Here is a 25,454-nt window from a genome sequence, read left to right as displayed (position 1 = left end):
TTGAAGAGCGCTATCGTGGATGCCTGGCCGGCCTGGCATGTGGAGATGCGGTCGGCACTGCGGTGGAATTCATGCCGCGCGCTCATCGCGCGCAACGAAGTCACCGGCTCGGGCTACTCCGTCGCTTCGCTGGAGACTGCGCTGTGGTGCTTTGCACACAGCGGCGATTTTGAATCAGCCATCCTGGCGGCCGCAAACCTGGGCAATGATGCCGACACCACCGCGGCGATCGCCGGACAACTGGCGGGGGCATACTATGGAGTCCGGCAAATTCCCGCACCCTGGATGGAACGCCTCCACATGCGGGACGAAATTGAATCGATGGCTAGCGCCCTGTTCAGGGCTGCAGAAAGGCATTGAATGAGCGAACCATACAAGCATATCGTGAAACGCCAGCAGTCCCAGGAAGCGGAGGGCAGCTTCTCGCATCCGTGGAACCCGGCTTCGGAAATCAGCGGCTCGCAACTGTCGCGCATGGCGGGCTTGAAGCGCACCGGCGTCAGCATTGGCCGCGTCAAGCCGGGCAAGGAGTCGTTTGCCTATCACCTGCACCACAACGAGGAAGAGTGGGTCTACATCCTGTCGGGGCGCGGCATTGCGCATATCGACGGCGAGGACTATGAGCTGGAGCCGGGCGACTTTGTCGGCTTCCCCACGCCATCCAAGGCGCACCAGATGATCAACCGCGGCAGCGACGACCTGGTCTACCTGATGGGCGGCGAAAACCTGGAAAGCGAAGTGGCGGACTTCCCTGCGCTGGATCGCCGCATGGTGCGCACCGGCGACAAGATCAAGGTCTATAAGCTCTCGGAAGGCAAGGACTTCGGGCCGCTATGAGCGCTGCACAGTCTCGCAACCCGCTTGCCGGAGCCGTATTCGTGGCCTGGTTTACGGTGTTGCTGATGGCGCTGACCTTGGCCTGGCCGGACAGCCAGAACCTGTTCATCCAAAGGCGCTATCCGATCGTCATCGACTGGCCAATGATGCTGACCACGCTGGCGCTGGCGATCCTGGTGTCCGCGCCGCGCCTGATTCCAAGGTATCGTGTCATGGCGTGCAAACTGCTTTCTATCGGGCTCCTGGCCGTTTGCTTCTTTCTCTTCGGGGGCGCCCCAACTGCTTGCCTGATCGTGGTGGCCGGAAAGATCTTCTTGGGAGCGAAGAAACAATGAAAAAAATCCTGACATTGATGGTTGCTGCAGCGGCGTTGGCGGGTTGCGCGGCGCCACCGGCGCAGCATGGCTGCGTGGCGGAGAAATTCGATAGCTTCCTGCCGCGCTATATGGTGGACCGCCAGTTCGCGACCGGGCGCACGGTGTTCCCGCTCGAGTCGCTGGGTACCTCGGAAGAAAAGAAAACGCAGGTGACGCGCGAGCAGTTTGCCGCTGCCACCCTGCTGGCCGACGTCATCAAGACCGAGCACCTGTCGACCAGGCAGCTTGCCACGCCGGGCGGGATGGAGCTGAACGTGTTCCGCCCCGATTCCGATTCGCTGGTCTACTTCTACCGTTTCCGCCAGCAGGACGGTTGCTGGTACCTGTGGCAATTCGAAGATTCATCACTGTGAAAAGATGCTGAGCAAGCGCGCAATGTTTTTGATGTTATTGGCGGGGGGCCTGGTCGGCGGCATGTGGTATTCGACCCGTCTGCTGCCGTCGCTGACCAAGGGAGTGCAAACCATGCGCAAGGGCTGCGGCGCCAAAGCGCCGGAATCGTTTGACGCCTTCCTGCCGCGCTACCAGGCGGACCGCCTGTTTGCCAACGCGCGCACCGCCGACCCCTTGCAGAAAGTGCTCAATGGCGCGGAAGGCCCGACTACGACCATGGTGCCGCGCACCGCGTACCGCAGCCAGGAACTGCTGGGGGAGATCGTCAAGAAGCACGGCATGTCGGTTCGCCGCGACGTCGGCCAGGCGGAAGTGGAGGCTGGCCCGGTCATCTACCGCTTCCGCCTGCAGGGCGGTTGCTGGGAGTTGTGGCAGGCCGAATCCTGAACCTCAGGCGGCGTCCAGCGACTCCGCACCGGTCATCAGCGACTCCACTGCGCGCTCGAACAGCGGCGAATACTCCATCGGCCGCAGGCTGCCATCGCGCATGGCTGCCAGCAGCGCAGCGCGCGAGTACACCAGCGGCGTGGAATGATCCGGCGCCGTGAAGATGAAACCGGCGTGGTGCGCTGCCACCGCGCCCAGGCGCAGCGGCACATAGCTGTCGCCGGACAGCATCTCGAAGCCATTGCCAGCCTGCGCCCATTGCAGCCATTCTTCTTCGTAGCTCGATACCGGAGCCAGCGCCGGGTCGGGCTGCACCGTGGCGAGGACGCCATGCAGCGCGAATTCAGCGATGAACTGGGCCTGGGCCGGCAAGGTATCGCTATGGCTTGCAGCCACTAATGCCGGGTGTCCCGCATCGATCGCGGCAAAGCGCTCGCGCAAGCCCGCCACATTCATGCGCGGCGTGGTGGGCATCGGCATATTATTGGCCAGCACATCCATGTGCAGCGACACCAGCTGGTCCAGCGCAGCCTGCGCCTCCGCTTCGCTCTTGCCGATGGTTGCCAGGCCCGCGCGCAGTTCGCGGCCCAAAGCAGGCAGCATTTTCATCAGCACCGCGCGTTCTTCCGGCAGGATCTTTTCCTGCGCGCTCCATACCAGCTCCGGCAACAGCTTGCCGTAGTCCGGCTGGCGGCCATAGGTATGCACCATCACCTGCGCCCAGGTGCCGGTGATGAAGTCCATCATGCGGCGGTCGACATTGACCGACTCGAGCTGGCCGCGCAAGGTGTCGGCCAGGGCCGCCACGAACGGCGCCACTTTCACGGCGCGCTCGAAAGCCGGCATGGCACGGCGCACCACCGGGTCGCACTCGCGCAGCAGGCCGGCCAGGAAACCGTCCAGTTCCAGGCCGGCATCGGCAAACACGGAGGCATCGTGCTCGTACTGTTCCAGTACCTGGTTGACCAGCCGTTCCACCTCGCCCTGCAGCGGTTGCTGCAGCGGCGAATCGGCGCCGATGCCGATGGCGGCACTGCCAATGCGGTCCAGCAAATGGCGCGCCGGCAGGTGGGCGCCTTGCAGTACCGCCAGGTCCTTCAGCGCTGCGCGCAGGAAGGGCGCGTGCAGGCGGCACAGTTGTTCCCGTATGCCCTTCGGAAGCTGGTCGTCGTTCAGGATGTATTCGAACAGCAGGCCGACCAGTTCCACCACGATGCGTTCCGAGCCGTGCGGCAGGTTGGTCATCCGGTTGAGGAGGGCCAGCGGCGGCTGCGGCGCGCTGCCGGCATGTTCGCGCTGGAGCTGGCGCAGGGCGTTATCGAGCTGCGCGCGCAGCGTGTTCTGCGGCTGCGGCGCACTGCGCCGGATGCCGGACGGATTGAACATGCTGAACACCAGTTCCTGCAGTTCCGGCTTGGACGGCATGTCCGGCTGCCCCTGCAGGATGCTGGGCGGCGAATCCTGCTGGATTTCCTTTTGCACCGCGCCCAGGCGCGCCACGCGCTGGCGCATGGCGATGTCGGCGTCGGCTTGCCCGGTGGCGGCGCGTTGCCAGGCCAGGCGTTCCTGTTCCAGCCGGTTCAGCGCCGATGGGCGTGCTACCAGGCGCGAACGGATGCCGCGCGATTCGAACACTTCGCGCAAGCGGTTGTAGAAGTCGCCCAGTTGCGCCGTCATGGCTTGCGACAGGACATCGAACAGCAGTTTGCTCTGCGCTTCGTCTGCCACCATGGCGTGCAGCGCGTCGTACAGGGAGCGCGCCAGCAGGTAAGGGCGGAATGGGTTTTCACGCTCGCGCACTTCGCTGTCGCCATGCATCTGGGCGATGATCAGGTTCAGGTGGCCGAGACTGAGTTCGTCGGCGTCGCGCAGCTTCAGCAGCAGGCGTTCGACTTCGATCTGGCGCGTCACGACTTCGTCGTCGATCAGGGTCAGGGTGTCGGCGCTGAAGTTGTGCAGGCCGGTGCGCAGGTCGGTGTGCATGGTCTGCATGGCGCGCGCCAGCAGGCCGGCATAGGAGCGCTCCATGCGCGCGCGCAAGGCAGCACCCTGCTCGCGCAGGAAGACGCGGCATGCTCCGGCAAGGCGCTGTTCCGTCGACGGTGCAGTACGCAGGGCTTCGCCCAGAACTTCATCGGCCTGGTCGGTCATCCGTTTGCACAATGTCGCAAAACCGGTTTGCGCTTCTTCTAGGGCGAGTGCAAGCACCCTTTTCAACGTTTGCATATGACTAGATTCTATCGAAATGTTGCGCCCAACAGTCAACAATTTAACGGTCGAAAGTGTGTCAAAATGCAATTTTGACCGGAGTTTCCTGCAATGCGTATCGCGCTAGCCGCTGCTTTGATATTAACCGCACTTTCGGCCCAGGCCGATGTCAGCCTGGTCGGCACCCTGAAAGAGCGGGCCCTGTTATCGGTTAACGGGGGCGCACCACGCACTTTCCCGGTAGGCGCCACGCTGCCAGATGGTAGCAGACTGGTTGGCGTTACGTCCGGTGAAGCCACCATTGAGGAAGGCGGCAAGCGTTATACCATCCGCCTGGGCGAATACGCGGCATCCAAATCAAATGGTGGCGGCAATTCAATGGTACTGTCGCCCGATACGAACGGCCACTACTCGGTGGCAGGCGAAATCAATGGCCTGCCTGTCAACATGATGCTCGATACCGGCGCCACGCTGGTGTCGATTCCTGCTGCGCTGGCGGGCAAGATGGGCATCGACTACAAGAACAAGGGCCGCCGCGCCTTCACCCAGACCGCGGCCGGCACGGCCACGGTGTGGATCGTGAAGCTGGACAAGGTGAAGGTCGGCGAGTTCGAATTCGCCAATGTGGACGGCTCGATCAACGAGGCCGGCCTGGGCGTGATCCTGCTCGGCAACTCGGTCCTCAAGCGGCTTGATATGAAGACGGAGTCGGGGATCCTGACCCTGACAAAGCGTTTCTAGCATACAGGGCTGCCACCACGTCGGACTGGGTCACGATGCCGGCAAAGCGGTCTTCGTGATCGAGCACCGGGATGTGGTGGAAGCCGGAATCGGCCATCAGCGGCACCAGTTCGGTAATTGGCGTATCGACGCTGGCCGTGCGCGGGTGCTTCACCATGATCTGGCCGACTACCTCGGGCTTTTCCGAATGCGTGCTGCCGGAAGGGCGCAGGAAGTCCAGCAACTGGCGGCGCATGCCGTGGTAATCATCCAGCCCGCCGTGCTTCATGAAATCGCTGGTGGTGACGATGCCGATCACGCGCCGCACGCGGTTCAGGACCGGCACGGCCGCAATACGGTGCTGGCGCATTTCACGCCAGGCATCGGCCAGCGGTGTCGCGAATTCCGCCGTCACCACGTCTTTCGACATGATGTCGCCGCAGGTAATAATGCCGAAGCGGCGCTGGTAGGCGCGCATCTCGGTTTTCAGGAACAGTTCTTCCAGGTCGTCGCGGCTGATATCCAATTCCTGGTTGTACTGGCGCAGAACCGCGTCCAGGTCCTCCGGCTGGAAGCCGAAGCGCACCGTCGGCACCTCGTCTTTGGTCGCATGCGGGTTGGGATGCACGAGCTGCTGGCTGTGCGGATAGCGGCGCCCGGTCAAATTGTTATACACGATTGCGGCGAGCACGATCAGCACGCAGTCCAGCAGCACCGGGCCCAACGGCAGGCGGAAGCCCATTGCATGCACCGCCGGGCCGCCAATCGCCATCATCAGCGCCGTGGCGCCGCCGGGCGGGTGCAGGCAGCGCAGCGCGAACATGGCGGCAATCGCCAGTGGCGTCGCCAGGGCCGCCGCCATGGGGCCGGGACCGAACAGCTGGACGCAGGCCACGCCCATCACGCCGGAAACCACGTTGCCGCCAACGACCGCCCAGGGCTGGGCCATCGGGCTGGCAGGAAGGCAGAACAGCAGCACGGAAGAAGCGCCAATCGGCGCCACCAGGTACATGGCGTTCTCGCCCAGCAGGTAATGGGCGACGACGCTGGTTATCAATAGGCCAAGCAGGGCACCGAAGCTGGCGCGCAGGCGCTGGCGCTGGCTGGTATTGCTGCGGGCGGGGAGCAGGGAGAGAAGTGCGGATTTCAGCATCCGCCCATTATCCCACGGTTGGCTGTTACTCTCAGCCACCGGCGCCGTGCGACACCAGGTCAAGCGGCAGGCTGGTGGTGTACTTGATCTGCTCCATCGAGAAGGCGGACGACACGCCGGTCAGTTGCGCGGCCTTGATCAGCTTCTTGTAAAAACGGTCATACCCTTCGATATCGGTGGTGACCACCTTCAACAGGTAGTCGATATCGCCGCTCATGCGGTGGAACTCCTGCACTTCCGGCAGCGCCACCACGGCGGCGGCAAACCTGGCCAGCCATTTCTCATCGTGCTGGCTGGTGCGCACGCTGACGAACACGGTCACCGGCAAGCCGGCTTTGCGGCGATTGACGATTGCCACGCGGCGGTCGAAATATCCATCCTCCTCCAGCCGCTTCAGGCGCTTCCAGCAGGGCGTGGTCGAAAGGCCAACCTTTTCCGCCAGCTCCGCCACAGACAGCGTGCCATCCACCTGCAGCGCTCCCAGAATCGCGTAATCGTAGCGGTCGAGATCGTTCATTTTTGTTTATATCGATATTTGGAATGCTTATTCTACATTAAGGCCTGTTTGAGGTAATTTTGGAATGCCTGATTCACAGCCAGTTCGTAAACTATTGAGTATGAGCAAAGAAATCTACCTCGACGGGAATGCCACCACCTGCGTGCTGCCAGCCGCCATCGACGCGGCGGTGCAAGCCATGCGCGATTGTTTCGGCAATCCCAGCAGCACCCACGCTACCGGCCTCAAGGCCAAGGCCATGATGGACATCGTGCGCCAGCGCGCCAAACGCCTGCTGGGCGTGGGCAGCGGCCGCATCATGTTCAATAGCGGCGCTACGGAAGGTATCCAGACTGCCGTGCTGTCGGCGCTGTGCGCGCTGCGCGAACGCCGCGACAGCGGGGAAGCCACCGGCAGCCTGCTGGTGTATGGCGCCACCGAACACAAGGCCGTGCCGGAAGCGCTGGCGCACTGGAACCGCTTGCTGGGCCTGGGCCTCGAACTGAAAAAGCTGCCGGTTGACGCTGATGGACGCCACGACCTGGCCGCGCTGCGCGCGCTGGCGCCGCAAGCGGCTTTTGTCTGCACCATGGCAGCCAATAACGAAACCGGCGTGGTGTCCGACCTGGTCGGCATCGGCGCCACGCTGGCAGCCAGCAAGGCGCTGTGGATGGTCGACTGCGTGCAGGGCCTGGGCAAGCTACCGCTGGACCTCGGCAACACCCGCATCGACTACGCGCCATTCTCCGGCCACAAGCTGTACGCACCGAAAGGCATCGGCATGCTGTATGTGCGTGAAGGCGCGCCATACACCCCGCTGGTGATGGGCGGCGGCCAGGAAGCCGGGCTGCGTTCCGGCACCGAAAACATGGCAGGCATTGCGGCGCTGGGCGCAGTGCTGGCTGCGCTGGAAGAAGGCGGCACCTTCCGCCCGCCGGCGGAACTGTACGGCTTCCGCGACAAGCTGGCCGCCAGCCTGCGCGCCGCGCTGCCCGGCATCGTGTTCAATGCGCCGTTCGACAAGGCGCTGCCGACCACCCTGAATTTCTCCGTGCCTGGCTTGTCGAGCAAGGAACTGCTGGACGTGTTCGACGCCGCCAATGTGCGCGTCAGCGCCGGCAGCGCATGCTCCGCCGCCAAGGCTGCGCCGAGCTATGTGCTGGATGCGATGGGCCTGCCGGCCTGGCGCAGCAGCAGTGCGGTGCGCATGTCTTTCGGGCCGCTGGCCAGCGAAGAAATCATTATCGAGGCCTGCGCGCGCATCGAGCGCTGTGGCCAGGCCTTGCGCGCCGCCGGCTTGCTGGATGTACCGGCAGCCACTGCGGCCAATGCTCCGGAAGGCGTGCTGCAACTGAGCCTGGCCGGCAACCATACCTGGCTGCTGCTGGACGCACCGTCGCGCCAATGCGTCGTGATCGACCATCAGGAAGAACTGGGTGAGCGCATCGACAGCCTGCTGCGCAGCCATGGCTACCAGGTCGCGGCACGCGTGAGTACGCACGACGGCGCCGCTGCCGGCGACAGCATCGTGTTCGGCGCGCACACCGTGCGCCACGTGACGCTGGAGGCGCACCAGCATGCCTATCTGCTTTGCCGCGGCGACAAGGTCGATTACGCCTTCACCGGCCTGGCGCCCTGGTCTGCGCTGGCCGGCAGGATTCCGGACGATGCGCTGGTCTGCGCCGGCCGCGAAGAATTGAATGCCTGCTGCACCAGCCTGCGTGCGGAGGAGATAGGCGGCGCGCTGGGCGTCGACCTGAACCTGGACAGCATCGCCTTGGCGCGCCTGCTGGAAGCGCATCCGCAAGCAGTGCTGGTGGACGTGCGTGAGGTCTATGAGCAAGCCGCCTGCATCCCAGGCGGCCGTGCCGCGCAGAGTGTGCCGCTTAGCCGGCTGGCGGCCTTCGTGCCGGGCTGGCTGGATGCGGCAGAACAGCCGCCGCTGGTGTTCTTCTGTCGCAGCGGAAACCGCAGTGCCAAGGCTGCGCAATGCCTGCGCCGCCTCGGCTATCGCAATGCTTATAGCCTGGGCGGAGGGATTGCCCTGGCGTCAGCAGCACTGGCGCTTGCCGCATGATTGTGTAAAGTTGTATCCTGCTTGCGGCGGCCGTTGGCCGCCGCTTTTTTTTGTCATTTTTCTGCTTTTCCACTCCCGAGCTGGTCCCAGGAAAAACGGCGGCCAGTTGGCCGCCGTCTCCATTTAAAGCTTCATCTCAAGAATTGCGCGGAACAGGACACTGGTTGGCGTGATGGTGGTATCGCTGCGCCGTCCAGTGGCCTCAACGTAGGACGACTGCGTCAGGTTATCCTGGTGCAGCATATTGGACGCCGACAGGCGCAGTTGGGTCTTCGGCGTGAACTTCCACAAGCCATACAGGTCCAGCGCGCGCTTCGGTACCGAGTAGGCATACTGCCGGTCGGAGATGCGCACTTCGCCGCCGCCCTGGTAGCTGTAGGAGCCGCCCAGCGTCAGCGGCAGCTTGTCCAGTTTCCAGTCCGCACCCACGGTGCCGCTGACAGGCACCTGCTGGTCCAGGCGGTTGTTCGGGCCCGGCACGGTGTCCAGTTTCGACCAACTGCGGGTCAGGTTGGCACGCATTTCCACGCCCGGCGCTTCCTTCATGATCGAGCGCAAAGGCAGCTTTGCTTCCAGTTCGATGCCGTAGGTGTTGGCGGTGCCGGCGTTAACCGGGCGCGAAACCCATGCGCCATCGACCAGGTCCACGCGGCGGCGCGTGATGTCCTCGATGCGGCGCGCATAGGTGCTGGCCGACAGCAGGCCGCCGCCTTCACCCAGGTAGTGCTCGAATGCCAGGTCCAGGCCCCAGGCCAGTTCCGGTTTCAGGTTCGGGTTGCCCATGATGTCGGGCGACGTCGAGCTGTTGTTGTTGGAGGTGAAGCGGCGTGGGATCAAGTCGCCCACGCCCGGCGCCTTGTAGGTGCGGGTCAGGCCGAAACGCACCTGGTCCTTCTTCTTCTCGCCCAGTTTGTACAGGGTCTGGAACAGCGGGCTCAAGACGCTGGAGTTGTTGTCGATGCTGCCGTAATCGGAGCCGGTGCTCTTGATGTTCACGCCTTCCCAGCGCAGGCCGAAGTACACCGACCAGCGCTCGCTCACATTCCATTCATCCTGCGCGTAAGCTGCCAGGCGCGTGACGTCGGCGGAATAGACTTCATCGAGGTTTTGCGGCGCGATGCCGGCCGGCGCACGCAAGTATTGTTCGCGCTGGATGCGGTCTTCGTGGCGCTTGCTGTAGCCGATGTCCCAGCCGGTCGCCAGGGCGTGGCCCGGCACGATCGGGCTGGAATACTTGCCGGTGGTGGTGAAGCCTTTGTCGGTCGATTCGGACGTTACGGTGCGGCTGCGTTCAAACAAGGTGCCGTTCTGCAGGCTGGGGGCTTCCACGTTGCGGTGGTTGTAGTTGACGCCGGCCTTCATATCGAGCTTGGCGCCATCGGCCAGCGGGCGGGCCCAGCTGAGGTCCGTGCGGAACAGCTCGAAGTCGGCCTTGATGTTCTGGTTCAGGCCGCTGAATTGCGGCTCGTCGCCGTACACGGTAGTCACCTGTTCGGTGTTGTGGGCGCGGAAGCGATTGACCGCAATGAAGCTCTGCGAGGTGATCACGTCGCCCGGCTTGATGGCGTAATTGACGCGCGGCGCCAGGTTGAAGTTGCGGAACGAACCTTCGCTGGTCGCCTCGCCGCGGCGCAGCAGCGGCGCGCTGCCGGTGGCTTCGGTCATCGAGTGGCTGGGACGGTCGAAATCGCCGTACAGGAAGCCACCGCCGATCGAGTACGACCATGGGCCCTTGCGGTCCGACATCTGCAGGTTGACGCTGGTGCCGGGCTGGCCGTTGTCCGATTGCAGGCCGGCCTTGATTTCAGTCTGTGCCGTGGAAATGGCTTTTTTCAGCACGATGTTGATGCCGCCGGCAATGGCCTGGGTGCTGAACTCGGCGGTGGCGGCGCGCATGATCTCGATGCGCTCGATCATGTCCGGCGTCAGCGAATCGAGAGAGAAGCCGGGTGGCGCAGGTTCGCCATTCAGCATGATGGAGGTGTAGCCGCTGCCCAGGCCGCGCATGCGGATATTGCCGCCGCGGCCCTGCACGCCGTCCAGGGTGATGCCTGGCAGGCGCTTGAGGACTTCGCCGATGCTGGTGTCGCCATTCTTCAGGATTTCTTCCTGCGTGACGACGATCTTGGTGGCGGTGTCGTTGCGGCGGATATCCATGGCCGCGCTACCCTTGATCTCAACCTTGGGCGTGACTTTGTCGGAGGCGGCCTGCTCTTGTGCGTAAGCGCTGTTGAGCACCTGGACGATGAGAAGCAGGGGTAGGGCGATTTTCTTCATGCAAATGGCGGTGGCTTTTGGGAAACGTAGCAGGATACACCGCCCGGCGCGCCACCTGAGAGGTAATTAATGGCCGGTTACAAAGAGATAACAAAACTGCAGGCCATCGTGCAGCTATCTTTCGCTTTGCCCAAATAGTTCTTTCGAATTGACAGGATCGCTTTCGATGTGATCTTGCAGGAGCCGGAGATGCCGCTGGCGGACTTGTCGGCCTTGCGCTTCAAGCGCGGTGCGCCCGCACGGCAAGGCCCTGCATTCTGGCGCGGACATTTCCGCAGCGATGCGCAAGGCAGCACCTTCCTAAATACGCGTGCGCTTGGCAAAGGACACGTATGGGTCAACGGCCATCATCTCGGCCGTTACTGGCGCGTCGGTCCGCAACAAAGCCTGTTCCTGCCCGCATCCTGGCTGCACAAGGGCGATAACGAGATCATCATCCTCGACCTTGACGAGGCGGCTGAAGCACCGTGCGTGCAGGGTTTGCGCGACCCTATTTTCAGCAAGCCAGGTTAGCAAAAAAATTCGTCCTCTTGCCGAGGCGAAATGCGAGGCGCAAAACGCGCTGATCTGTAACGGAGCCATATGTACGCTAGCGAACAGTCGCATGCCGTGCGCCCGCATAACATTGCTTGGAACATACTGCCGTTCTGCGCGGCAGTTCTAAGAATAAGTGTGAGGCCCACCCTTGAAAGAGAACCCTTTTTTATGGCCGGTCGCAAGTGCCGGGTTCAAGGAATCGGAATCGGGCTCCCTGGAAAAAGGGACCGGCGAGGACGATGATTTGCCATTGCGCGGTGAGCTGTTCAGCGCGCAGCAGATGGAGCAGCATGGACGTGCGCTGGCTGCCAGCCATGAGCTCAGCAAACGTGGCGGCGGCGACCGCCTGCTGGCGCGGCTGAGCGAAAACGAAGCGCTGATCGGCTCCACCTGCGAAGGCTTGACGGAGGCGGTCAAGGAAGGCCGCCAGGTCACGCCCGCTTCCGAATGGCTGCTCGACAATTTCTACCTGATCGAGGACCAGATCCGCACTGCGCGGCGCCACCTGCCAAAAGACTACAGCAAGGAATTGCCGCGCCTGGCCAAGGGCGCGCCCGAAGGCACGCCGCGCGTCTACCAGATCGCGCTGGAAATCATCGCGCATGGCGATGGCCGCGTTGACCCGGAAAGCCTGAGCCGTTTCGTCGAAGCCTATCAGGAAGTCGCGACGCTGAAACTGGGCGAGTTGTGGGCCATCCCGATCATGCTGCGCCTGGCGCTGATCGAGAACCTGCGCCGCGTGGCGGCGCGCGTGGCAGAAAACCGCTTCCAGCGCGACCTGGCGAATAGCTGGGCCGACCAGATGGTGGAAATCGCCGACAAGAATCCGAGCGGCTTGATCTTGCTGGTGGCGGACATGGCGCGCTCGGAGCCGCCGATCACCAGCGGCTTCGTGGCCGAACTGGCGCGCCGCCTGCAGGGGCAAAGCCCGGTGCTGACGCTGGCGCTCAACTGGATCACTTACCGCCTGGCGGAATCCGGCCAGACCATCGAACAGCAGATCCAGGCCGAAATTCATTTGCAGGCTGCGGAACAGGTGTCGATCGCCAACAGCATTGGCAGCCTGCGCTTCCTCGGCACCATGGACTGGCAGGAGTTCGTCGAGACCATGAGCGTGGTCGAGCAAGCCTTGCGCGAGGACCCGGCCGGTACTTATCCCGACATGGACTTCTCCACGCGCGACCAGTATCGCCACAGCGTGGAACGCATGGCGCGCTATTCGCCTGCCAGCGAGGAGGAAGTGGCGCAGCAGGCGCTCGAGCTGGCGCGCACCCGTGCCGTCGACCACGACACGCGCCTGCATCATGTCGGCTATTACCTGGTGGGCGATGGCATGCTGCTGCTGGAGCGCCAGGTTGGCGTGCGCCTGCCGCCGCTGCGCTCGCTGAAGCGCACCATGCGCACCTCGCCGCTGCTGTCCTACCTTGGCGCAATCGGCGCGCTGTCGGTGATTGCTACCGCGCTGATGCTGGAGCGCGCCTGGCGCGATGGCGTGCAGCCGTGGGTGCTGGTGGTGCTGGGCATCCTTGGCCTGATGGGCAGCAGCCAGCTTGCACTGGCGCTGGTCAACTGGGTCGCCACGCTGTTCGTCGAACCGCGGCCCTTGCCGCGCATGGATTTCCAGAACGGCGTGCCACCGGATGCGCGCGCCATGGTGGTGGTGCCGACCTTGTTGTACAGCCGGGAGAATGTCGATGAATTGTGCGAGCAGGTCGAAGTGCACTTCCTCGCCAACCGCGACCCCAACCTGCGCTTTTGCCTGCTGACCGATTTCGCCGATGCGCAGGAAGAAACGCTGTCGACCGACGCTGCGTTGACCGAGCGCGCGGCCGCCAACATCGCACGCCTGAACCTGAAATACACGGAGGAGGGGGCGCCGGCGCCTTTCCTGCTGCTGCATCGCCCGCGCCGCTGGAATGCCTCCCAGCGCGCCTGGATGGGCGAGGAGCGCAAGCGCGGCAAGTTGTCCGACCTGAACCGCTTCATGCGCGGCGGTGCGCAGGACGCGTTCTCGCTGATCGTTGGCGATATGGACGACCTGCCTGAATTCAAATACGTGATTACGCTCGATAGCGACACGCAATTGCCGCGCGACGCCGCGCGCCAATTTGTCGCCACCATGCGCCACCCGCTCAATATGCCGCGCATCGACCAGCGCCTGCGGCGCGTGGTGGCCGGCTACGGCATCCTGCAGCCGCGCGTGGCGGTCAGCCTGCCGAGCGAAGACGCATCGCGCTATGAAAAGCTGTGCGGCGGCGAGCCGGGCATCGATCCCTATACGCGTACCGTCAGCGATGTGTACCAGGACGTGTTTGCCGAAGGCTCCTTCATCGGCAAAGGCATCTACGATGTCGACGTGTTCGAAGAAGTGCTGGGGCGGCGCCTGCCCGACAACCGCATCCTGAGCCACGACCTGCTGGAAGGCTGCTACCTGCGCGCCGGCCTGCTGAGCGACGCGCAGCTCTATGAACATTATCCGGCCCGCTATCGCGATGACGTCAGCCGCCGCCAGCGCTGGATGCGCGGCGACTGGCAATTGCTGCCCTGGCTGATGCGGCGCGTGCCGCTGGCAGGCGGCAAGCACGAAGCCAATCCCTTGTCCGCGCTGTCGCGCTGGAAGCTGTTCGACAACTTGCGCCGCAGCCTGGTGGCGCCGGTCCTGACCCTGTCGCTGCTGATGGCCTTCGCCGCATTGCCTCACCCGTGGTTCTGGGCGTTGGCCGTGCTGGCGATTATCTTCCTGCCGCCCCTGGTCAGCGCCGTCTACGACTTGCTGCACAAGCCGGATGACACGCTGTGGAGCCAGCACGCGCCGGCATCGCTGCGCCGCAGCGGCATGCAGTTCGAGCATGCCTTGCTGACGCTGGTGTTCCTGCCCTATGAAGCGTATATCAGCCTTGACGCCATCGTGCGCACCGGCTGGCGCCTGCTGGTGTCGCGGCGCCGCTTGCTGGAGTGGCGGGCCTCGGGACTATCGCGTGCCGGCACCACCCTGGCCAGCAATTGGCGCACCATGTGGATGGCACCGCTGCTGGCGCTGGGCGCCGGGGCCGGCCTGGCCGCGCTGCGGCCGCAGGCGTTTGAGGCGGCGCTGATCTTTGTCGCCGCCTGGTTCGCATCGCCGCTGGTGGCCTGGTGGATCAGCCTGCCCATTGCGCGCGTGCAGCGGGCTTTGAAGGAAGACCAGAACCTGTTCCTGCACAAGCTGTCGCGCAAAACCTGGCTGTGGTTCGAGACCTTTGTGGGGCCGGAAGACAACTGGCTGCCGCCGGATAATATGCAGGAACACCCGACCCAGGTGGTGGCGCACCGCACCTCGCCCACCAATATGGGCATGGCGCTGCTGGCCAACCTGACGGCATATGACTTCGGCTACATTACCGGTGCCCAGCTTGCGGCGCGCACCGCCAGCACGCTGGACAGCATGGCGCAGCTGGAACGGCACCAGGGCCACTTCTACAACTGGTACGACACCCAGTCGATGAAGCCGCTGCACCCGATCTATATCTCCACTGTCGACAGCGGAAATCTTGCGGGCCACCTGCTCACGCTGCAGGCGGGCCTGGTCGGTATTGCGGAACTGCCGATCGTGCATCCGAACCTGGCGCAAGGCCTGGCCACGACCTGTGCGCTGGTGCGCGAAGCCGCCACCTCGTCCGGCGGCGCAGGCGCCGAGGCATTGGCGGCGCTGGAAGCGGCGATCGCCGCGCCAACGCCCGCCTATCCGCCAAGCCTGCGGCAGCAGCGCGCCTGGCTGGTGCGCGCCTGCGAAGGCGCCGAACAATTCCTGCGCCAGGCCTCGGTGCCGCTCGACCCACAGGTTGCGGCGTGGGCCGGTGCCTTGCATGCGCAATGCCGCGGCGCGTTGGATGAACTGGATGGTTTCGCGCCCTGGATCACGGCGCAAACCGAAGCGCAATACGACACCACACTGGACCGGGTTCCGACCCTGCGCGAGCTGGCAAGCTGGCCTTTGCCGGGCGCGGCCTTGAGCGACCTGGCGCCGGACGAGCGCGAGCGTCAGCAGCAGCTGGCGACGCTGGTGGAGCAGGGCGCGGCCCGGGCGCGTGAACGCCTTGACATGCTGAACCGCCTGTCGCACCAGGCCAATGAATTCGCCCAGTGCGAATACGGCTTCCTGTTCAACCAGACCACCAAGCTGCTGGCCATCGGCTACAACCTGAGCGAGCGGCGGCTCGATGCGAGCTGCTACGACCTGCTGGCTTCCGAAGTGCGGCTGGCCAGCTTCGTCGCCATCGCGCAGGGGCAACTGCCGCAGGAGCACTGGTTCGCCATGGGGCGCCAGCTTTGCATCGTGCACGGCCAGCCGGTGCTGCTGTCCTGGAGCGGCTCGATGTTCGAGTACCTGATGCCGCTGCTGGTGATGCCGACCTACCCCAGCACCCTGCTGGACCAGACTTACCAGTCGGTGGTGGCGGCGCAGGTGGAATACGCCAGGCAGCGCAATGTTCCTTGGGGAATTTCCGAGTCGGGTTATAACACCACCGATGCGGCGCTGAACTACCAGTACCGGGCGTTCGGCGTGCCGGGCATCGGCCTGAAACGCGGCCTGGCGGAAGACCTGGTGGTGGCGCCGTATGCCACCATGCTGGGACTGATGGTCGATCCGGACGCGTCCTGCCAGAACCTGCAGAAGATGGCGGCCATGGGCTTCATGGGGCGTTACGGCTTCTACGAGGCGATCGATTACACGGCGGCGCGCCTGCCGCGCGGCCAGCAATACGCCGTCATCAAGTCCTTCATGGTGCACCACCAGGGCATGGGCTTCCTGGCGCTGAGCTATGTGCTGAACGACCGGCCGATGCAGCGCCGTTTCGAATCCGACCCGCTGCTGCAATCGACCTTGCTGGTGCTGCAGGAGCGCAGCCCGCGCATTGGCGCCTTCCACTCGGCCAGCGCGGAGCAGGCCTCGGTGCGCAGCACGGTGCCGGAGCAGGCGGCGCCGATGCGCATCATGAACCAGCATACGCCGCCGGTGCCGGAAACCCAGCTCCTGTCGAACGGCCGCTACCACGTCATGGTGAGCAGCGCCGGCGGCAGCTACAGCCGCTGGAACAACCTGGCCGTGACGCGCTGGCGCGAAGACAGCACGCGCGACAACTGGGGCCAGTTCTGCTACGTGCAGGACGTCGAGGACGGCGCCGTCTGGTCCACCACCTACCAGCCCACCCAGGCCGAGCCACAGCGGCTGGAAGTGATCTTCTCCGAAGGACGGGCCGAGTTCCGACGCAGCGACAACGAGATCGAGCTGTACACGGAAATCGTGGTGTCGCCGGAAGACGATATCGAGATGCGCCGCACGCGCATCACCAATCATTCTGATCGGCGCCGCGTCATCGAGATCACCAGCTTCGGCGAAGTGGTGATGGCGCCGGCGCCGGCCGACAACGCACACCAGGCGTTCAGCAAGCTGTTCGTGCAGACCGAGATCGTGGAGGACGAAAGCGCCATCCTGTGCACGCGCCGCCCGCGCGGCAAGGACGAGAAGACGCCATACCTGCTGCACGTGATGACGGTGCACGACGCACAGGTGCAGCAGGTGTCGTATGAAACCGACCGCGCGCGCTTCATTGGGCGCGGCAATACGGCGCTGCTGCCATTGGCGCTGCAGGAACCGGGGCCGTTGTCCGGCAGCGAAGGGTCGGTGCTCGATCCCGTGGTGGCGATCCGCTACCGCATCGCGCTGGAGCCGGGCCAGGTGTCGGTGATCGACGTGGTGACCGGCATGACCGATACGCGCGATGCCGCGCAATATCTGATCGACAAATACCAGGACCGCCACATGGCGGACCGGGTGTTCGAACTGGCGTGGACGCACAGCCAGGTGGTGCTGCGGCAATTGAATGCCAGCGAGGCCGAGGCGCAGTTATACGCGCGCCTGGCCAACCATGTGATCTATCCGAATGCCGCCCTGCGTGCCGACCCCGGCATCCTGGTGCGCAACCAGCGCGGCCAGTCGGGCCTGTGGGCGTATGCCATTTCCGGCGACCTGCCGATCGTGCTGATGGAAATCCGCGACGCGGCCAATATCGAACTGGCGCGCCAGCTGGTGCAGGCCCACGCCTACTGGCGCCTGAAAGGGCTGGTGGTGGACCTGGTGATCTGGTACGAAGACCGCTCCGGCTATCGCCAGGCCTTGCATGACCAGATCATGGGGCTGATTGCCTCCGGCCTGGATGCGCAGGCGATCGACCGCCCGGGCGGCATCTTCGTGCGGCCGACCGAAGGCATCGCGCCGGAAGACCGCGTGCTGCTGCAGACGGTGGCGCGCGCTGTGCTGAGCGACGAACGCGGCACGCTGGCCGATCAACTGAAGCGCGGCGTGGCGCCCACGCTGCGCATGCCGCCGCTGATCGCCGAAGGGCGTGCCGAGGCGTCCGAGCGCGCTGGCGGGGCGGGCGTCTCCTTGCCGGACGACCTGATCCTGGTGAATGGCCTGGGCGGCTTCACGCAGGACGGCAAGGAGTATGTGATCGCCACCGGCGCCGGACAGCGCACGCCGCTGCCCTGGTCGAACGTGATCGCGAACGCACAGTTCGGCAGCGTGGTGTCCGAGAGCGGGCAGGCTTATACCTGGCAGGAGAACGCGCATGAATTCCGCCTGACGCCGTGGCACAACGATCCGGTGTCGGACCTGAGCGGCGAAGCCTTCTACCTGCGCGATGAGCAGAGCGGCCGCTTCTGGTCGCCGTGCGCCTTGCCGGCACCGGGCACGGGAAGCTACCTGACGCGCCATGGTTTTGGCTATTCCTCGTTCGAGTATGCGGAAGCGGGCGTCAGCAGCCGCATGACCACCTTTGTGGCCCTGGATGCGCCGGTGCGCTACACGGTAATCCGCGTGCGCAACGATTCCGAGGTGGCGCGCAAGCTGTCGGTGACGGGCTATGTCGAATGGGTGCTGGGCGATATGCGCTCCAAGTCGGGCATGCATATCGTGACCGAAATCGACCCGGTGACCGGCGCGCTGTTTGCCCGCAATGCCTACAACACGGAATTCTCCGGCCGTGTAGCCTTCTTCAATGCCGACGCGTCGGTACGTTCCGTCACCTGCGACCGCACGGAATTCCTCGGCCGCAATGGCAGCCTGGCACGGCCGGCCGCGCTGCGCCGCGTGCGACTGTCGGGCAAGGCCGGCGCGGGGCTGGATGCCTGTGCGGCGATCCAGGCCCCGTTTGAACTGCAGCCGGGGCAGGAACGCGAAATCGTGTTCGTGCTGGGCATGGGCGGCCGCCGCAATGCCGACGCCACCAATGTCGTGCAGCGCCACGGCGGGCGCGGTGCGGCGCTGCAGGCGCTGGGCGAGGTACATGCGCACTGGGACCGGGTGCTTGGCGCGGTGCAGGTGCAGACGCCCGAGCCGGAGCTCGACGTGCTGGCCAACGGCTGGCTGATGTACCAGACCATTGCCTGCCGCATGTGGGCGCGCAGCGGCTACTACCAGAGCGGCGGCGCGTTTGGCTTCCGCGACCAGCTGCAGGATGCGATGGCGATGGTGCACACGCGGCCTGACATACTGCGCGAGCATCTGGTCCTGTGCGCGGCGCACCAGTTCGTGGAAGGCGATGTGCAGCACTGGTGGCACCCGCCATCCGACCGCGGCGTGCGCACGCACTGCTCGGACGACTACCTGTGGCTGCCGCTTGCCGCGTGGCGCTATGTGTCGAGCACGGGCGACATGTCGGTGCTGGACGAGCAGGCGCATTACCTGGAAGGCCGCCCGGTGCAGCCGGAAGAAGATTCCTACTACGACATGCCAAGCCGCTCGGCCCATGCCGGCGACCTGTACGAGCACTGCGTGCGGGCGATCCGCAACGGCTTGCGGTTCGGCGAGCACGGCTTGCCGCTGATCGGTTCCTGCGACTGGAACGACGGCATGGACAAGGTGGGCGAACATGGCAAGGGCGAGAGCGTGTGGCTGGCCTGGTTCCTGATCGAGGTGCTGCAGCGCTTTGCCGAAGTGGCTGAGCAACGCGACGACGCATCCTTCGCCAACGAGTGCCGCGAGCAGGCCAGACAGCTTGCCGCTAACATCGAAGCCAATGCCTGGGACGGCCAGTGGTACCGCCGCGCCTATTTCGACGACGGCACGCCGCTCGGCTCCGCGCAGAATGAGGAATGCCAGATCGATTCGATCTCGCAAAGCTGGGGCGTGCTGACCGGCGCCGCCGACAAGGCGCGCGTGGAAGGGGCGATGGAACAGGTGGAAGCACGGCTGGTACGGCGCGATTTCGGCCTGATCCAGCTGCTTGATCCGCCGTTCGACAAGTCGGCGCTGAACCCCGGTTATATCCGCGGCTACGTGCCGGGCGTGCGTGAGAACGGCGGCCAGTACACCCATGCCGCCATCTGGACGGTGATGGCCTTTGCGCGGCTGGGCGATGTCGAGCGGGCCTGGGACTTGATGCGGATGATCAACCCGGTACGGCACGGCTCCAGCGCGGAAACCTGCGCACGCTACAAGGTGGAGCCGTATGTGGTAACGGCCGACGTGTACGCTGTCGAACCGCATGTCGGCCGTGGCGGCTGGAGCTGGTACACCGGCTCTTCCGGCTGGATGTACCGCTTGCTGCTCGAGTCGCTGCTTGGGTTGACGCGCCAGGCCGGCAAGCTGCTGCTGGCCCCGCGCCTGCCGGCTGCGTGGCCGGGCTTCACGCTGCACTACCGCCACGGCAGCAGCACTTACATCCTGCGCGTCACCCGCGGCGAAGGCCTCGCCTCGCCGACGGAGATCGCGCTGGTCGACGACGGTACTACCTACGAAATTGACGTAAGGGCATGAGTTCGGATATCTTCGGCGTTTTTCAGCGCCGGAGCCGGATATGCCCATCAGGAGAACCCTCGTCCAGAAACTCGCTGCCATAGGGGCGGGCATGTTCCTGCTGGCAGGTATTGCGAACGCAGACATGCCGTCGATGGAGCGGACGTTCAAGAAGAAGGATTATGTGTTCGGCAGCGTGAAGATCACGCAGTCATTCGATTCGCGCAAGGATCCGATGAGCCCGGAGTTCAAGCTGAAAATGTGGGAGAAAGGCCGCCTCCTGCTGTCGCTGAACGACATGATTTTCGACGATATCTACCCTTCACCGGATCGTGAAATGTTCGTTGGATTGTCCAACAGCGGGTGGCCGGGAAGTGCCGTCATCGTATTCGACCGGCGGGGCCGCGTATGGTTCACTGCGAATCACGGGATGTCGGAGTTCGACTACTGTGCGGAGACATCGACGATGCTGAAGGAATGGTATGACGGGAAAGACCCCGGCGTGCAATTCCAGGAACGGATGCTCGCTGCGGACGATATCCTTGGCATCTCGCTCCGGACCTGCAAGGGTGAAAGGGTCAACTTGTGGGGTGTCGTTGCACGGGCAACGGAAAAGGCGCGAACACAGCGCCGTGCAGCTGGCTGGGGCGATCGCGCCGACAACCGCAAGGATGATTGATTGAGGGCGGTCGCGTGCAGCGCGGTGTGCTATCCTCTGCGCGCTTGTAACAACAGAGAGATGCCATGTTCCGACTGTCTATGCCTGCCGCCGCCGTGGTGGCCGCGTTTGCGTTGCCTGCGTGGGCGCAGGACCCGCTGAGCTTTGCGCGCTATGACCAGGTGCGCACGACCGACCTGCACCTGGACCTGAAAGCCGATTTCGCGCGCAAGACGCTGGACGGCTATGCGGAACTGTCGCTGAACTGGATCGACAAGTCGGCGCGCACACTGGTGCTCGACACCCGCCAGCTCAAGATCGCGCGCGTGCAAGTGCAGCAGCCGGGCGGCAGCTGGGCGCCGGCTTCCTTCATGCTCGACAAGCAGGACCCGAAGAAGGGACGCGCACTGCGCATCGCGCTGCAAGCGCAGCCTGAGAAAGTCCGTATCTATTACCGCACCGCGCCCACCGCCAATGCACTGCAGTGGATGAATCCGGAGCAGACGCTGTCGGGCAAGCGCCCCTTCATGTTCAGCCAGTCGGAGACGATCGAGGCACGTTCCTGGGCGCCGGTGCAGGACACGCCGGCAGTACGCTTTACCTACAGCGCCCACATCAACGCGCCGGCCGGCATGCGCGTGGTGATGAGCGCGGAAGGCGACCAGCATGCGACCGGCAAGGGCGGCTGGGACTTCAAGATGCCGCAGCCGATTCCTTCCTACCTGCTGGCCATTGCCATCGGCGAAATCGAGTTGCGCAACCTCGGCCCGCGCACCGCGGTGTACGCGGAACCCGGCCGCATCGATGCCGCTACCTACGAGTTGGCCGACACCGAGAAGATGGTCAACGCCGCCGAAGCACTGTACGGGCCGTATCGCTGGGGGCGTTACGACATGTTGGTGCTGCCGCCATCGTTCCCGATCGGAGGCATGGAAAACCCGCGCATGACTTTCCTGACTCCGACCATGATTGCCGGCGACCGTAGCCTGAACGACCTGATTGCGCATGAACTGGCGCATAGCTGGTCCGGCAACCTGGTCACCAATGCCTCGTGGAAGCACTGGTGGCTGAACGAGGGCTTTACCACTTACGTCACGACCCGCATCGTGGAAAGCCTGTACGGCAAGGACGTGGCCGACATGAACCTGCAAGTGGAGCAGGCCGAAGCCGTGGCTTCGCTGAAGGACATCCCGCCTGCCAAGCAGGCCTTGCTGACCAAGGATGCCGACACCAATCCGGACACCTACACCGACGAAGGCCTGGCCTACCCGAAAGGCGCCTGGCTGCTGCACACGCTGGAGCAGCGCGCCGGCCGCGAAGTGTTCGATCCGTTCCTGCGCGGCTGGTTCGACCAGCACGCCTTCCAGTCGGCGACGACCGACGAATTCGTCGACTACCTGCGCAAGAACCTGCTGGCCAGGAATCCTTCCATCATGGGCGACGCGGAGCTGGACGAGTGGCTGCACGGCAGCGGCATCCCGGCCAGTGCGCAGTACGTGAATTCGACGCGCCTGGCCGCGCTCGATGCGAAGCGCGAAGCATGGCTGAAAGGCGAACTGGCCACCAGCCTGCTGGAGACGCAGCAGTGGATCGCGCTGGAGTGGATGCACTTCCTGAACGGCATCGACGGCAAGGCCAACGCCGCGCAGATGAAGGAGCTGGATGAAGCCTTCAAGCTGCGCGACACCAGGAACAATGAAATCGGCTTCCGCTTCCTGTTGGCGTCCGTGCATGCGGGCTACGGCGTGCGCGAGCCGCTGAATGCCTTCCTCATGAGCGTCGGCCGCCAGAAGTTCGTGGTCCCGCTGTACAAGGCGCTGCTGAACAATCCGAACGAGGCGTCGTGGGCCAAAGGCGTCTACGCCAGGGCGCGCTCGCGCTACCACCCTGAGACCCAGGGTTCCGTCGACAAACTGCTGAAGAAATGATCATGCTGCTGAGGAAACCAATCGCCACCCTGCTCATGCTGGCCTTTGCGGCCAGTGCTGCCATCAGTGCGCCGGTTGGCGCCGCACCGGAGGGTACGGTCGCCGCTGCCGCCACCACTGCGCCGGCCTTTGACCTTGATCGCGACGTCAACCTGGCGTTGAAGACGTTCGACGTGCCGGGCATTGCCATCGCTATCGTCAAGGACGGCAAGGTCGTGGCTACCAGGGGTTTTGGCGTGCGCAAGCTGGGCAACCCGGCGCCGGTGACCGGCAAGACCCTGTTTGAAATTGCATCGAACTCGAAAGCCTTTACGGCTGCCGGACTGGCGCAGTTGGTGGACGAGGGCAAGCTTGGCTGGGACGACCCCGTCACCAGGCACCTGCCTGGCTTCCAGATGTCGGATGCTTATGTGACCCACACCATGACGGTGCGCGACCTGCTGGTGCACCGCAGCGGCCTGGGCCTGGGCGCCGGCGATTTGCTGTGGTGGCCTACCACCAACTTCAGCACCGATGAAATCATCGAGCGCCTGCGCAACGTGAAGCTGGCCACCAGCTTCCGCAACAACTACGCCTACGACAACCTGCTGTACATCGTGGCCGGCAAGATCATCACGCAGAAGTCAGGCAAGAGCTGGGAAGAAACGACGCGAGAGCGCATCCTGGCGCCGCTGGGCATGAGCGGCACTACCACCAATGTCGACGAGATGCTGAAGACGGCCGATTACTCGGCGCCGCACAGCAAGATCAATGGCAAAGCCGCCGTGGTGAAGCCGATGCCGGTGCAGAATGCCGTGGGCGCAGTCGGCATCCAGACCAATGCGGAAGATATCGCCAAGTGGATGCAAGTGCTGCTCAACGAAGGCAAGCTGGAAAACGGCAAGCAGCTTTTCAGCGCCAAACAGGCGCGCGAGATGTGGACCCAGCAAACGCCGATGAAGATCAGCGAGCCGAAACCGGCGCTGGCTGCCACCAAGCCTAACTTTGCCGCGTATGGCCTGGGCTTCCAACTGCGCGACTACCGTGGCCGCAAGATCGCCATGCACGGCGGCGCGCTGCAAGGCTTTTATTCGCGCATCGTGATGGTGCCGGAGGAGAAGCTGGGCGTGGCCATCTTCACCAACGCGGAAAACGGCCCGGCAATGACTGCGCTGCAGTGGCGCATCCTGGATAATTACATGGGCGCGGCGCCGACCGACTGGATCAAGGTCTATGCCGAGCAGGAAGCGGAAATGCACAAGGAAGAACTGGCACGCCAGGGCAAGCTGACCGCAGGCCGCGCGGCGTCCTCCAAGCCTTCGCTGCCGCTGGCTTCCTACAACGGCGACTACAAGGATGACTGGTATGGCACGGTGAGCATCAGGCAGGAAGGCGGCAAGCAGCTCATGACATTCAGCCGCACGCCGGATTTGACCGGCACGCTGGAACACTTCCAGCACGACACCTTCATCGTGCGCTGGAAGGAGCGCAATTTCAACGCGGATGCCTATGTGACGTTCTCGTTGAATCCGGACGGTTCGATCGACCGCATGAAGATGGCGCCAGTGTCCACCGAGACTGATTTCAGCTATGACTTCGCCGATTTGTCCTTTACTCCGGTGAAAAAATGACAAAATTCAGACAAACTTGAAACGAAGTGTGAGAATCTTTCATGTGCGCATGCAGCATAATGTCGCCTGGCGTGTGCACATGGGAGAATGAATGACTAGCCTGATTGTCTCAATTGCCGTCGTATTGGGTGGTCTGTTCGTTGCCGGCTATGGCTTTGTTACCTTGATGAGCCGCCTGCAGTCCCGCTAGGAAGTTCCAATTCAAACACCTTGCGCTTGCGCGCCGCGATTTCCGCCAGGGCGCGCTGAAAAGCCGGGTAACCATTCAACAGCTTGTCGAAACTGCCATCGGCTTGCGCCAGTTTCAATCCCCTCTCCACCCGTTGCGCCATCGCCTTATTGTCCTTGCTGACAAAGAAGTAGAACGGCACGCGATAATGCAGGAAGATGCTTGGTTCCACCATCAAGCCATCCTTGCCATACACCTGCTCTTCCGCCCACGCTTCGTGCACGCCGCGCGGCATGTAGTCGAAGCGCCTGGCTTTCAGCATCGGGAACAGGGAACTGTAGTTGACCGTGGTTTCAACCGGCAGGCCGTTGTGCCGCAACACGTCCACCGAAGGCCAGTTGACGCCGGCACCGGCGGTGAGCTTGCGCAAGTCGGCCAGGCTGCGCACTTCGCGGAAGCGCGCCTCGTCTTCCTTGCGGATCATGAAGACACGGTAATCGTTCAAGTCGCGCACCAGCGAAATGCGGATCGGCAGCAGGTCGTGTTCGCGCTGGGCGTTGGTGCCATCCCACATGATGTTGATCACGCCATTGCGCTTCAGTTCCAGGGCGCGCCGCGGGCTGGTCAGTTCGTGGGGATAGAACTCGATGGAAAACGGGCCGTCGGTCTTTTCCAGCGCAAGGCGCAGCAGCAGGTGGAAGTAGGTGACCTGCACCTCGGAGCCGGGAGTGACCGAAGGCAGCACGAAGCGCATCAGCGGCGCATTGGCCGCGTCGCCAGCGTTAGCCAGGGTGGATGCTGCCGCCAGCAACAGGCCGGCGGCAGCGCGATGCAGCCTTGTCAGCACT

At 63.9% G+C, this 25,454-nt stretch carries 17 protein-coding genes; 12 read left to right on the top strand and 5 right to left on the bottom strand.

Features of this window, described 5'->3' with window-relative positions; genetic code table 11:
* The 5 genes from ASD58_RS12340 to ASD58_RS12320 are packed head-to-tail and all read left to right on the top strand — an operon-like array spanning nucleotide 1 to nucleotide 1,994.
* Nucleotides 1-360 (top strand): ADP-ribosylglycohydrolase family protein, encoded by a 360-nt coding sequence (locus ASD58_RS12340; protein ID WP_057261469.1) that lies wholly within the window; start codon nucleotides 1-3, stop codon nucleotides 358-360.
* Nucleotides 361-837, top strand: coding sequence for a cupin domain-containing protein (locus ASD58_RS12335; RefSeq protein ID WP_057261468.1), 477 nt, complete (start codon nucleotides 361-363; stop codon nucleotides 835-837). It abuts the gene before it with no gap.
* Nucleotides 834-1,172 (top strand): hypothetical protein, encoded by a 339-nt coding sequence (locus tag ASD58_RS12330; RefSeq protein ID WP_057261467.1) that lies wholly within the window; start codon nucleotides 834-836, stop codon nucleotides 1,170-1,172. Before ASD58_RS12335 ends, ASD58_RS12330 begins: the two co-directional genes overlap by 4 nt.
* Entirely contained in the window at nucleotides 1,169-1,567 is a 399-nt protein-coding gene (locus ASD58_RS12325) for a hypothetical protein (protein ID WP_057261466.1), read from the top strand. The genes ASD58_RS12330 and ASD58_RS12325 overlap by 4 nt, the downstream gene beginning before the upstream one ends.
* 22 nt (nucleotides 1,568-1,589) lie before the next feature.
* A complete protein-coding gene (locus tag ASD58_RS12320) occupies nucleotides 1,590-1,994 on the top strand; it encodes a hypothetical protein (RefSeq protein ID WP_156401255.1) in 405 nt (134 codons plus the stop codon).
* 3 nt (nucleotides 1,995-1,997) lie between these two features.
* On the opposite strand, the gene ASD58_RS12315 is transcribed toward ASD58_RS12320, so the two are convergent.
* Nucleotides 1,998-4,220: a DUF1631 family protein gene (locus ASD58_RS12315; RefSeq protein WP_082565379.1), complete on the bottom strand. Its 2,223-nt coding sequence runs from the start codon at nucleotides 4,218-4,220 to the stop codon at nucleotides 1,998-2,000.
* Between the two features lie 93 nt (nucleotides 4,221-4,313).
* On the opposite strand from ASD58_RS12315, the gene ASD58_RS12310 reads away from it, so the two are divergent.
* The gene (locus ASD58_RS12310; RefSeq protein WP_057261463.1) at nucleotides 4,314-4,943 is read left to right on the top strand and encodes a TIGR02281 family clan AA aspartic protease; all 630 of its coding nucleotides are present in this window, start codon (nucleotides 4,314-4,316) and stop codon (nucleotides 4,941-4,943) included.
* On the opposite strand, the gene ASD58_RS12305 is transcribed toward ASD58_RS12310, so the two are convergent.
* A complete protein-coding gene (locus tag ASD58_RS12305) occupies nucleotides 4,885-6,075 on the bottom strand; it encodes an HPP family protein (protein WP_057261462.1) in 1,191 nt (396 codons plus the stop codon). The genes ASD58_RS12310 and ASD58_RS12305 overlap by 59 nt on opposite strands.
* A gap of 31 nt (nucleotides 6,076-6,106) precedes the next feature.
* Nucleotides 6,107-6,592: an Lrp/AsnC family transcriptional regulator gene (locus tag ASD58_RS12300; protein ID WP_057261461.1), complete on the bottom strand. Its 486-nt coding sequence runs from the start codon at nucleotides 6,590-6,592 to the stop codon at nucleotides 6,107-6,109.
* Nucleotides 6,593-6,692: 100 nt separating this feature from the next.
* On the opposite strand from ASD58_RS12300, the gene ASD58_RS12295 reads away from it, so the two are divergent.
* On the top strand, nucleotides 6,693-8,648 hold the full coding sequence (locus tag ASD58_RS12295; protein WP_057261460.1) for an aminotransferase class V-fold PLP-dependent enzyme: 1,956 nt from the start codon (nucleotides 6,693-6,695) through the stop codon (nucleotides 8,646-8,648).
* A 123-nt stretch (nucleotides 8,649-8,771) separates the two neighbouring features.
* Here ASD58_RS12295 and ASD58_RS12290 read toward each other — a convergent pair whose 3' ends face one another.
* Nucleotides 8,772-10,925 carry a TonB-dependent siderophore receptor gene (locus ASD58_RS12290; RefSeq protein WP_057261459.1) on the bottom strand — a complete coding sequence of 718 codons (2,154 nt, stop codon included), beginning with the start codon at nucleotides 10,923-10,925 and terminating at the stop codon, nucleotides 8,772-8,774.
* A gap of 168 nt (nucleotides 10,926-11,093) precedes the next feature.
* Here ASD58_RS12290 and ASD58_RS12285 point away from each other — a divergent pair, with 168 nt between their 5' ends.
* The 5 genes from ASD58_RS12285 (at nucleotide 11,094) to ASD58_RS12265 (ending at nucleotide 24,437) form a co-directional block, all read left to right on the top strand.
* Nucleotides 11,094-11,438 (top strand): beta galactosidase jelly roll domain-containing protein, encoded by a 345-nt coding sequence (locus tag ASD58_RS12285; RefSeq protein ID WP_229209968.1) that lies wholly within the window; start codon nucleotides 11,094-11,096, stop codon nucleotides 11,436-11,438.
* Between the two features lie 172 nt (nucleotides 11,439-11,610).
* Nucleotides 11,611-20,262: a GH36-type glycosyl hydrolase domain-containing protein gene (locus ASD58_RS12280; RefSeq protein WP_082565378.1), complete on the top strand. Its 8,652-nt coding sequence runs from the start codon at nucleotides 11,611-11,613 to the stop codon at nucleotides 20,260-20,262.
* Between the two features lie 91 nt (nucleotides 20,263-20,353).
* Entirely contained in the window at nucleotides 20,354-20,920 is a 567-nt protein-coding gene (locus ASD58_RS12275) for a hypothetical protein (protein ID WP_156401254.1), read from the top strand.
* Nucleotides 20,921-20,985: 65 nt separating this feature from the next.
* The gene (locus ASD58_RS12270; protein ID WP_307177428.1) at nucleotides 20,986-22,827 is read left to right on the top strand and encodes a M1 family metallopeptidase; all 1,842 of its coding nucleotides are present in this window, start codon (nucleotides 20,986-20,988) and stop codon (nucleotides 22,825-22,827) included.
* 2 nt (nucleotides 22,828-22,829) lie between these two features.
* Nucleotides 22,830-24,437, top strand: coding sequence for a serine hydrolase (locus ASD58_RS12265; protein WP_057261492.1), 1,608 nt, complete (start codon nucleotides 22,830-22,832; stop codon nucleotides 24,435-24,437).
* A gap of 158 nt (nucleotides 24,438-24,595) precedes the next feature.
* Here ASD58_RS12265 and ASD58_RS12260 read toward each other — a convergent pair whose 3' ends face one another.
* Nucleotides 24,596-25,453: an ABC transporter substrate-binding protein gene (locus ASD58_RS12260; protein ID WP_057261455.1), complete on the bottom strand. Its 858-nt coding sequence runs from the start codon at nucleotides 25,451-25,453 to the stop codon at nucleotides 24,596-24,598.
* Between the last annotated feature and the right edge of the window lies 1 nt (nucleotide 25,454).

The organism is Duganella sp. Root1480D1, assembly GCF_001427305.1.
Taxonomy (GTDB): domain Bacteria; phylum Pseudomonadota; class Gammaproteobacteria; order Burkholderiales; family Burkholderiaceae_D; genus Rugamonas.
This window is presented reverse-complemented; position numbering and strand designations above follow the sequence as displayed.

What these genes read in the sequence shown, in the direction of transcription:
- ASD58_RS12305 (WP_057261462.1), bottom strand. Translation starts at nt 6,075, where the DNA reads ATGCTGAAATCCGCACTTCTCTCCCTGCTCCCCGCCCGCAGCAATACC.
- ASD58_RS12265 (WP_057261492.1), top strand. Translation starts at nt 22,830, where the DNA reads ATGCTGCTGAGGAAACCAATCGCCACCCTGCTCATGCTGGCCTTTGCG.
- ASD58_RS12295 (WP_057261460.1), top strand. Translation starts at nt 6,693, where the DNA reads ATGAGCAAAGAAATCTACCTCGACGGGAATGCCACCACCTGCGTGCTG.
- ASD58_RS12335 (WP_057261468.1), top strand. Translation starts at nt 361, where the DNA reads ATGAGCGAACCATACAAGCATATCGTGAAACGCCAGCAGTCCCAGGAA.
- ASD58_RS12315 (WP_082565379.1), bottom strand. Translation starts at nt 4,220, where the DNA reads ATGCAAACGTTGAAAAGGGTGCTTGCACTCGCCCTAGAAGAAGCGCAA.
- ASD58_RS12270 (WP_307177428.1), top strand. Translation starts at nt 20,986, where the DNA reads ATGTTCCGACTGTCTATGCCTGCCGCCGCCGTGGTGGCCGCGTTTGCG.
- ASD58_RS12330 (WP_057261467.1), top strand. Translation starts at nt 834, where the DNA reads ATGAGCGCTGCACAGTCTCGCAACCCGCTTGCCGGAGCCGTATTCGTG.
- ASD58_RS12320 (WP_156401255.1), top strand. Translation starts at nt 1,590, where the DNA reads ATGTTTTTGATGTTATTGGCGGGGGGCCTGGTCGGCGGCATGTGGTAT.
- ASD58_RS12325 (WP_057261466.1), top strand. Translation starts at nt 1,169, where the DNA reads ATGAAAAAAATCCTGACATTGATGGTTGCTGCAGCGGCGTTGGCGGGT.
- ASD58_RS12290 (WP_057261459.1), bottom strand. Translation starts at nt 10,925, where the DNA reads ATGAAGAAAATCGCCCTACCCCTGCTTCTCATCGTCCAGGTGCTCAAC.
- ASD58_RS12275 (WP_156401254.1), top strand. Translation starts at nt 20,354, where the DNA reads ATGTTCCTGCTGGCAGGTATTGCGAACGCAGACATGCCGTCGATGGAG.
- ASD58_RS12300 (WP_057261461.1), bottom strand. Translation starts at nt 6,592, where the DNA reads ATGAACGATCTCGACCGCTACGATTACGCGATTCTGGGAGCGCTGCAG.
- ASD58_RS12310 (WP_057261463.1), top strand. Translation starts at nt 4,314, where the DNA reads ATGCGTATCGCGCTAGCCGCTGCTTTGATATTAACCGCACTTTCGGCC.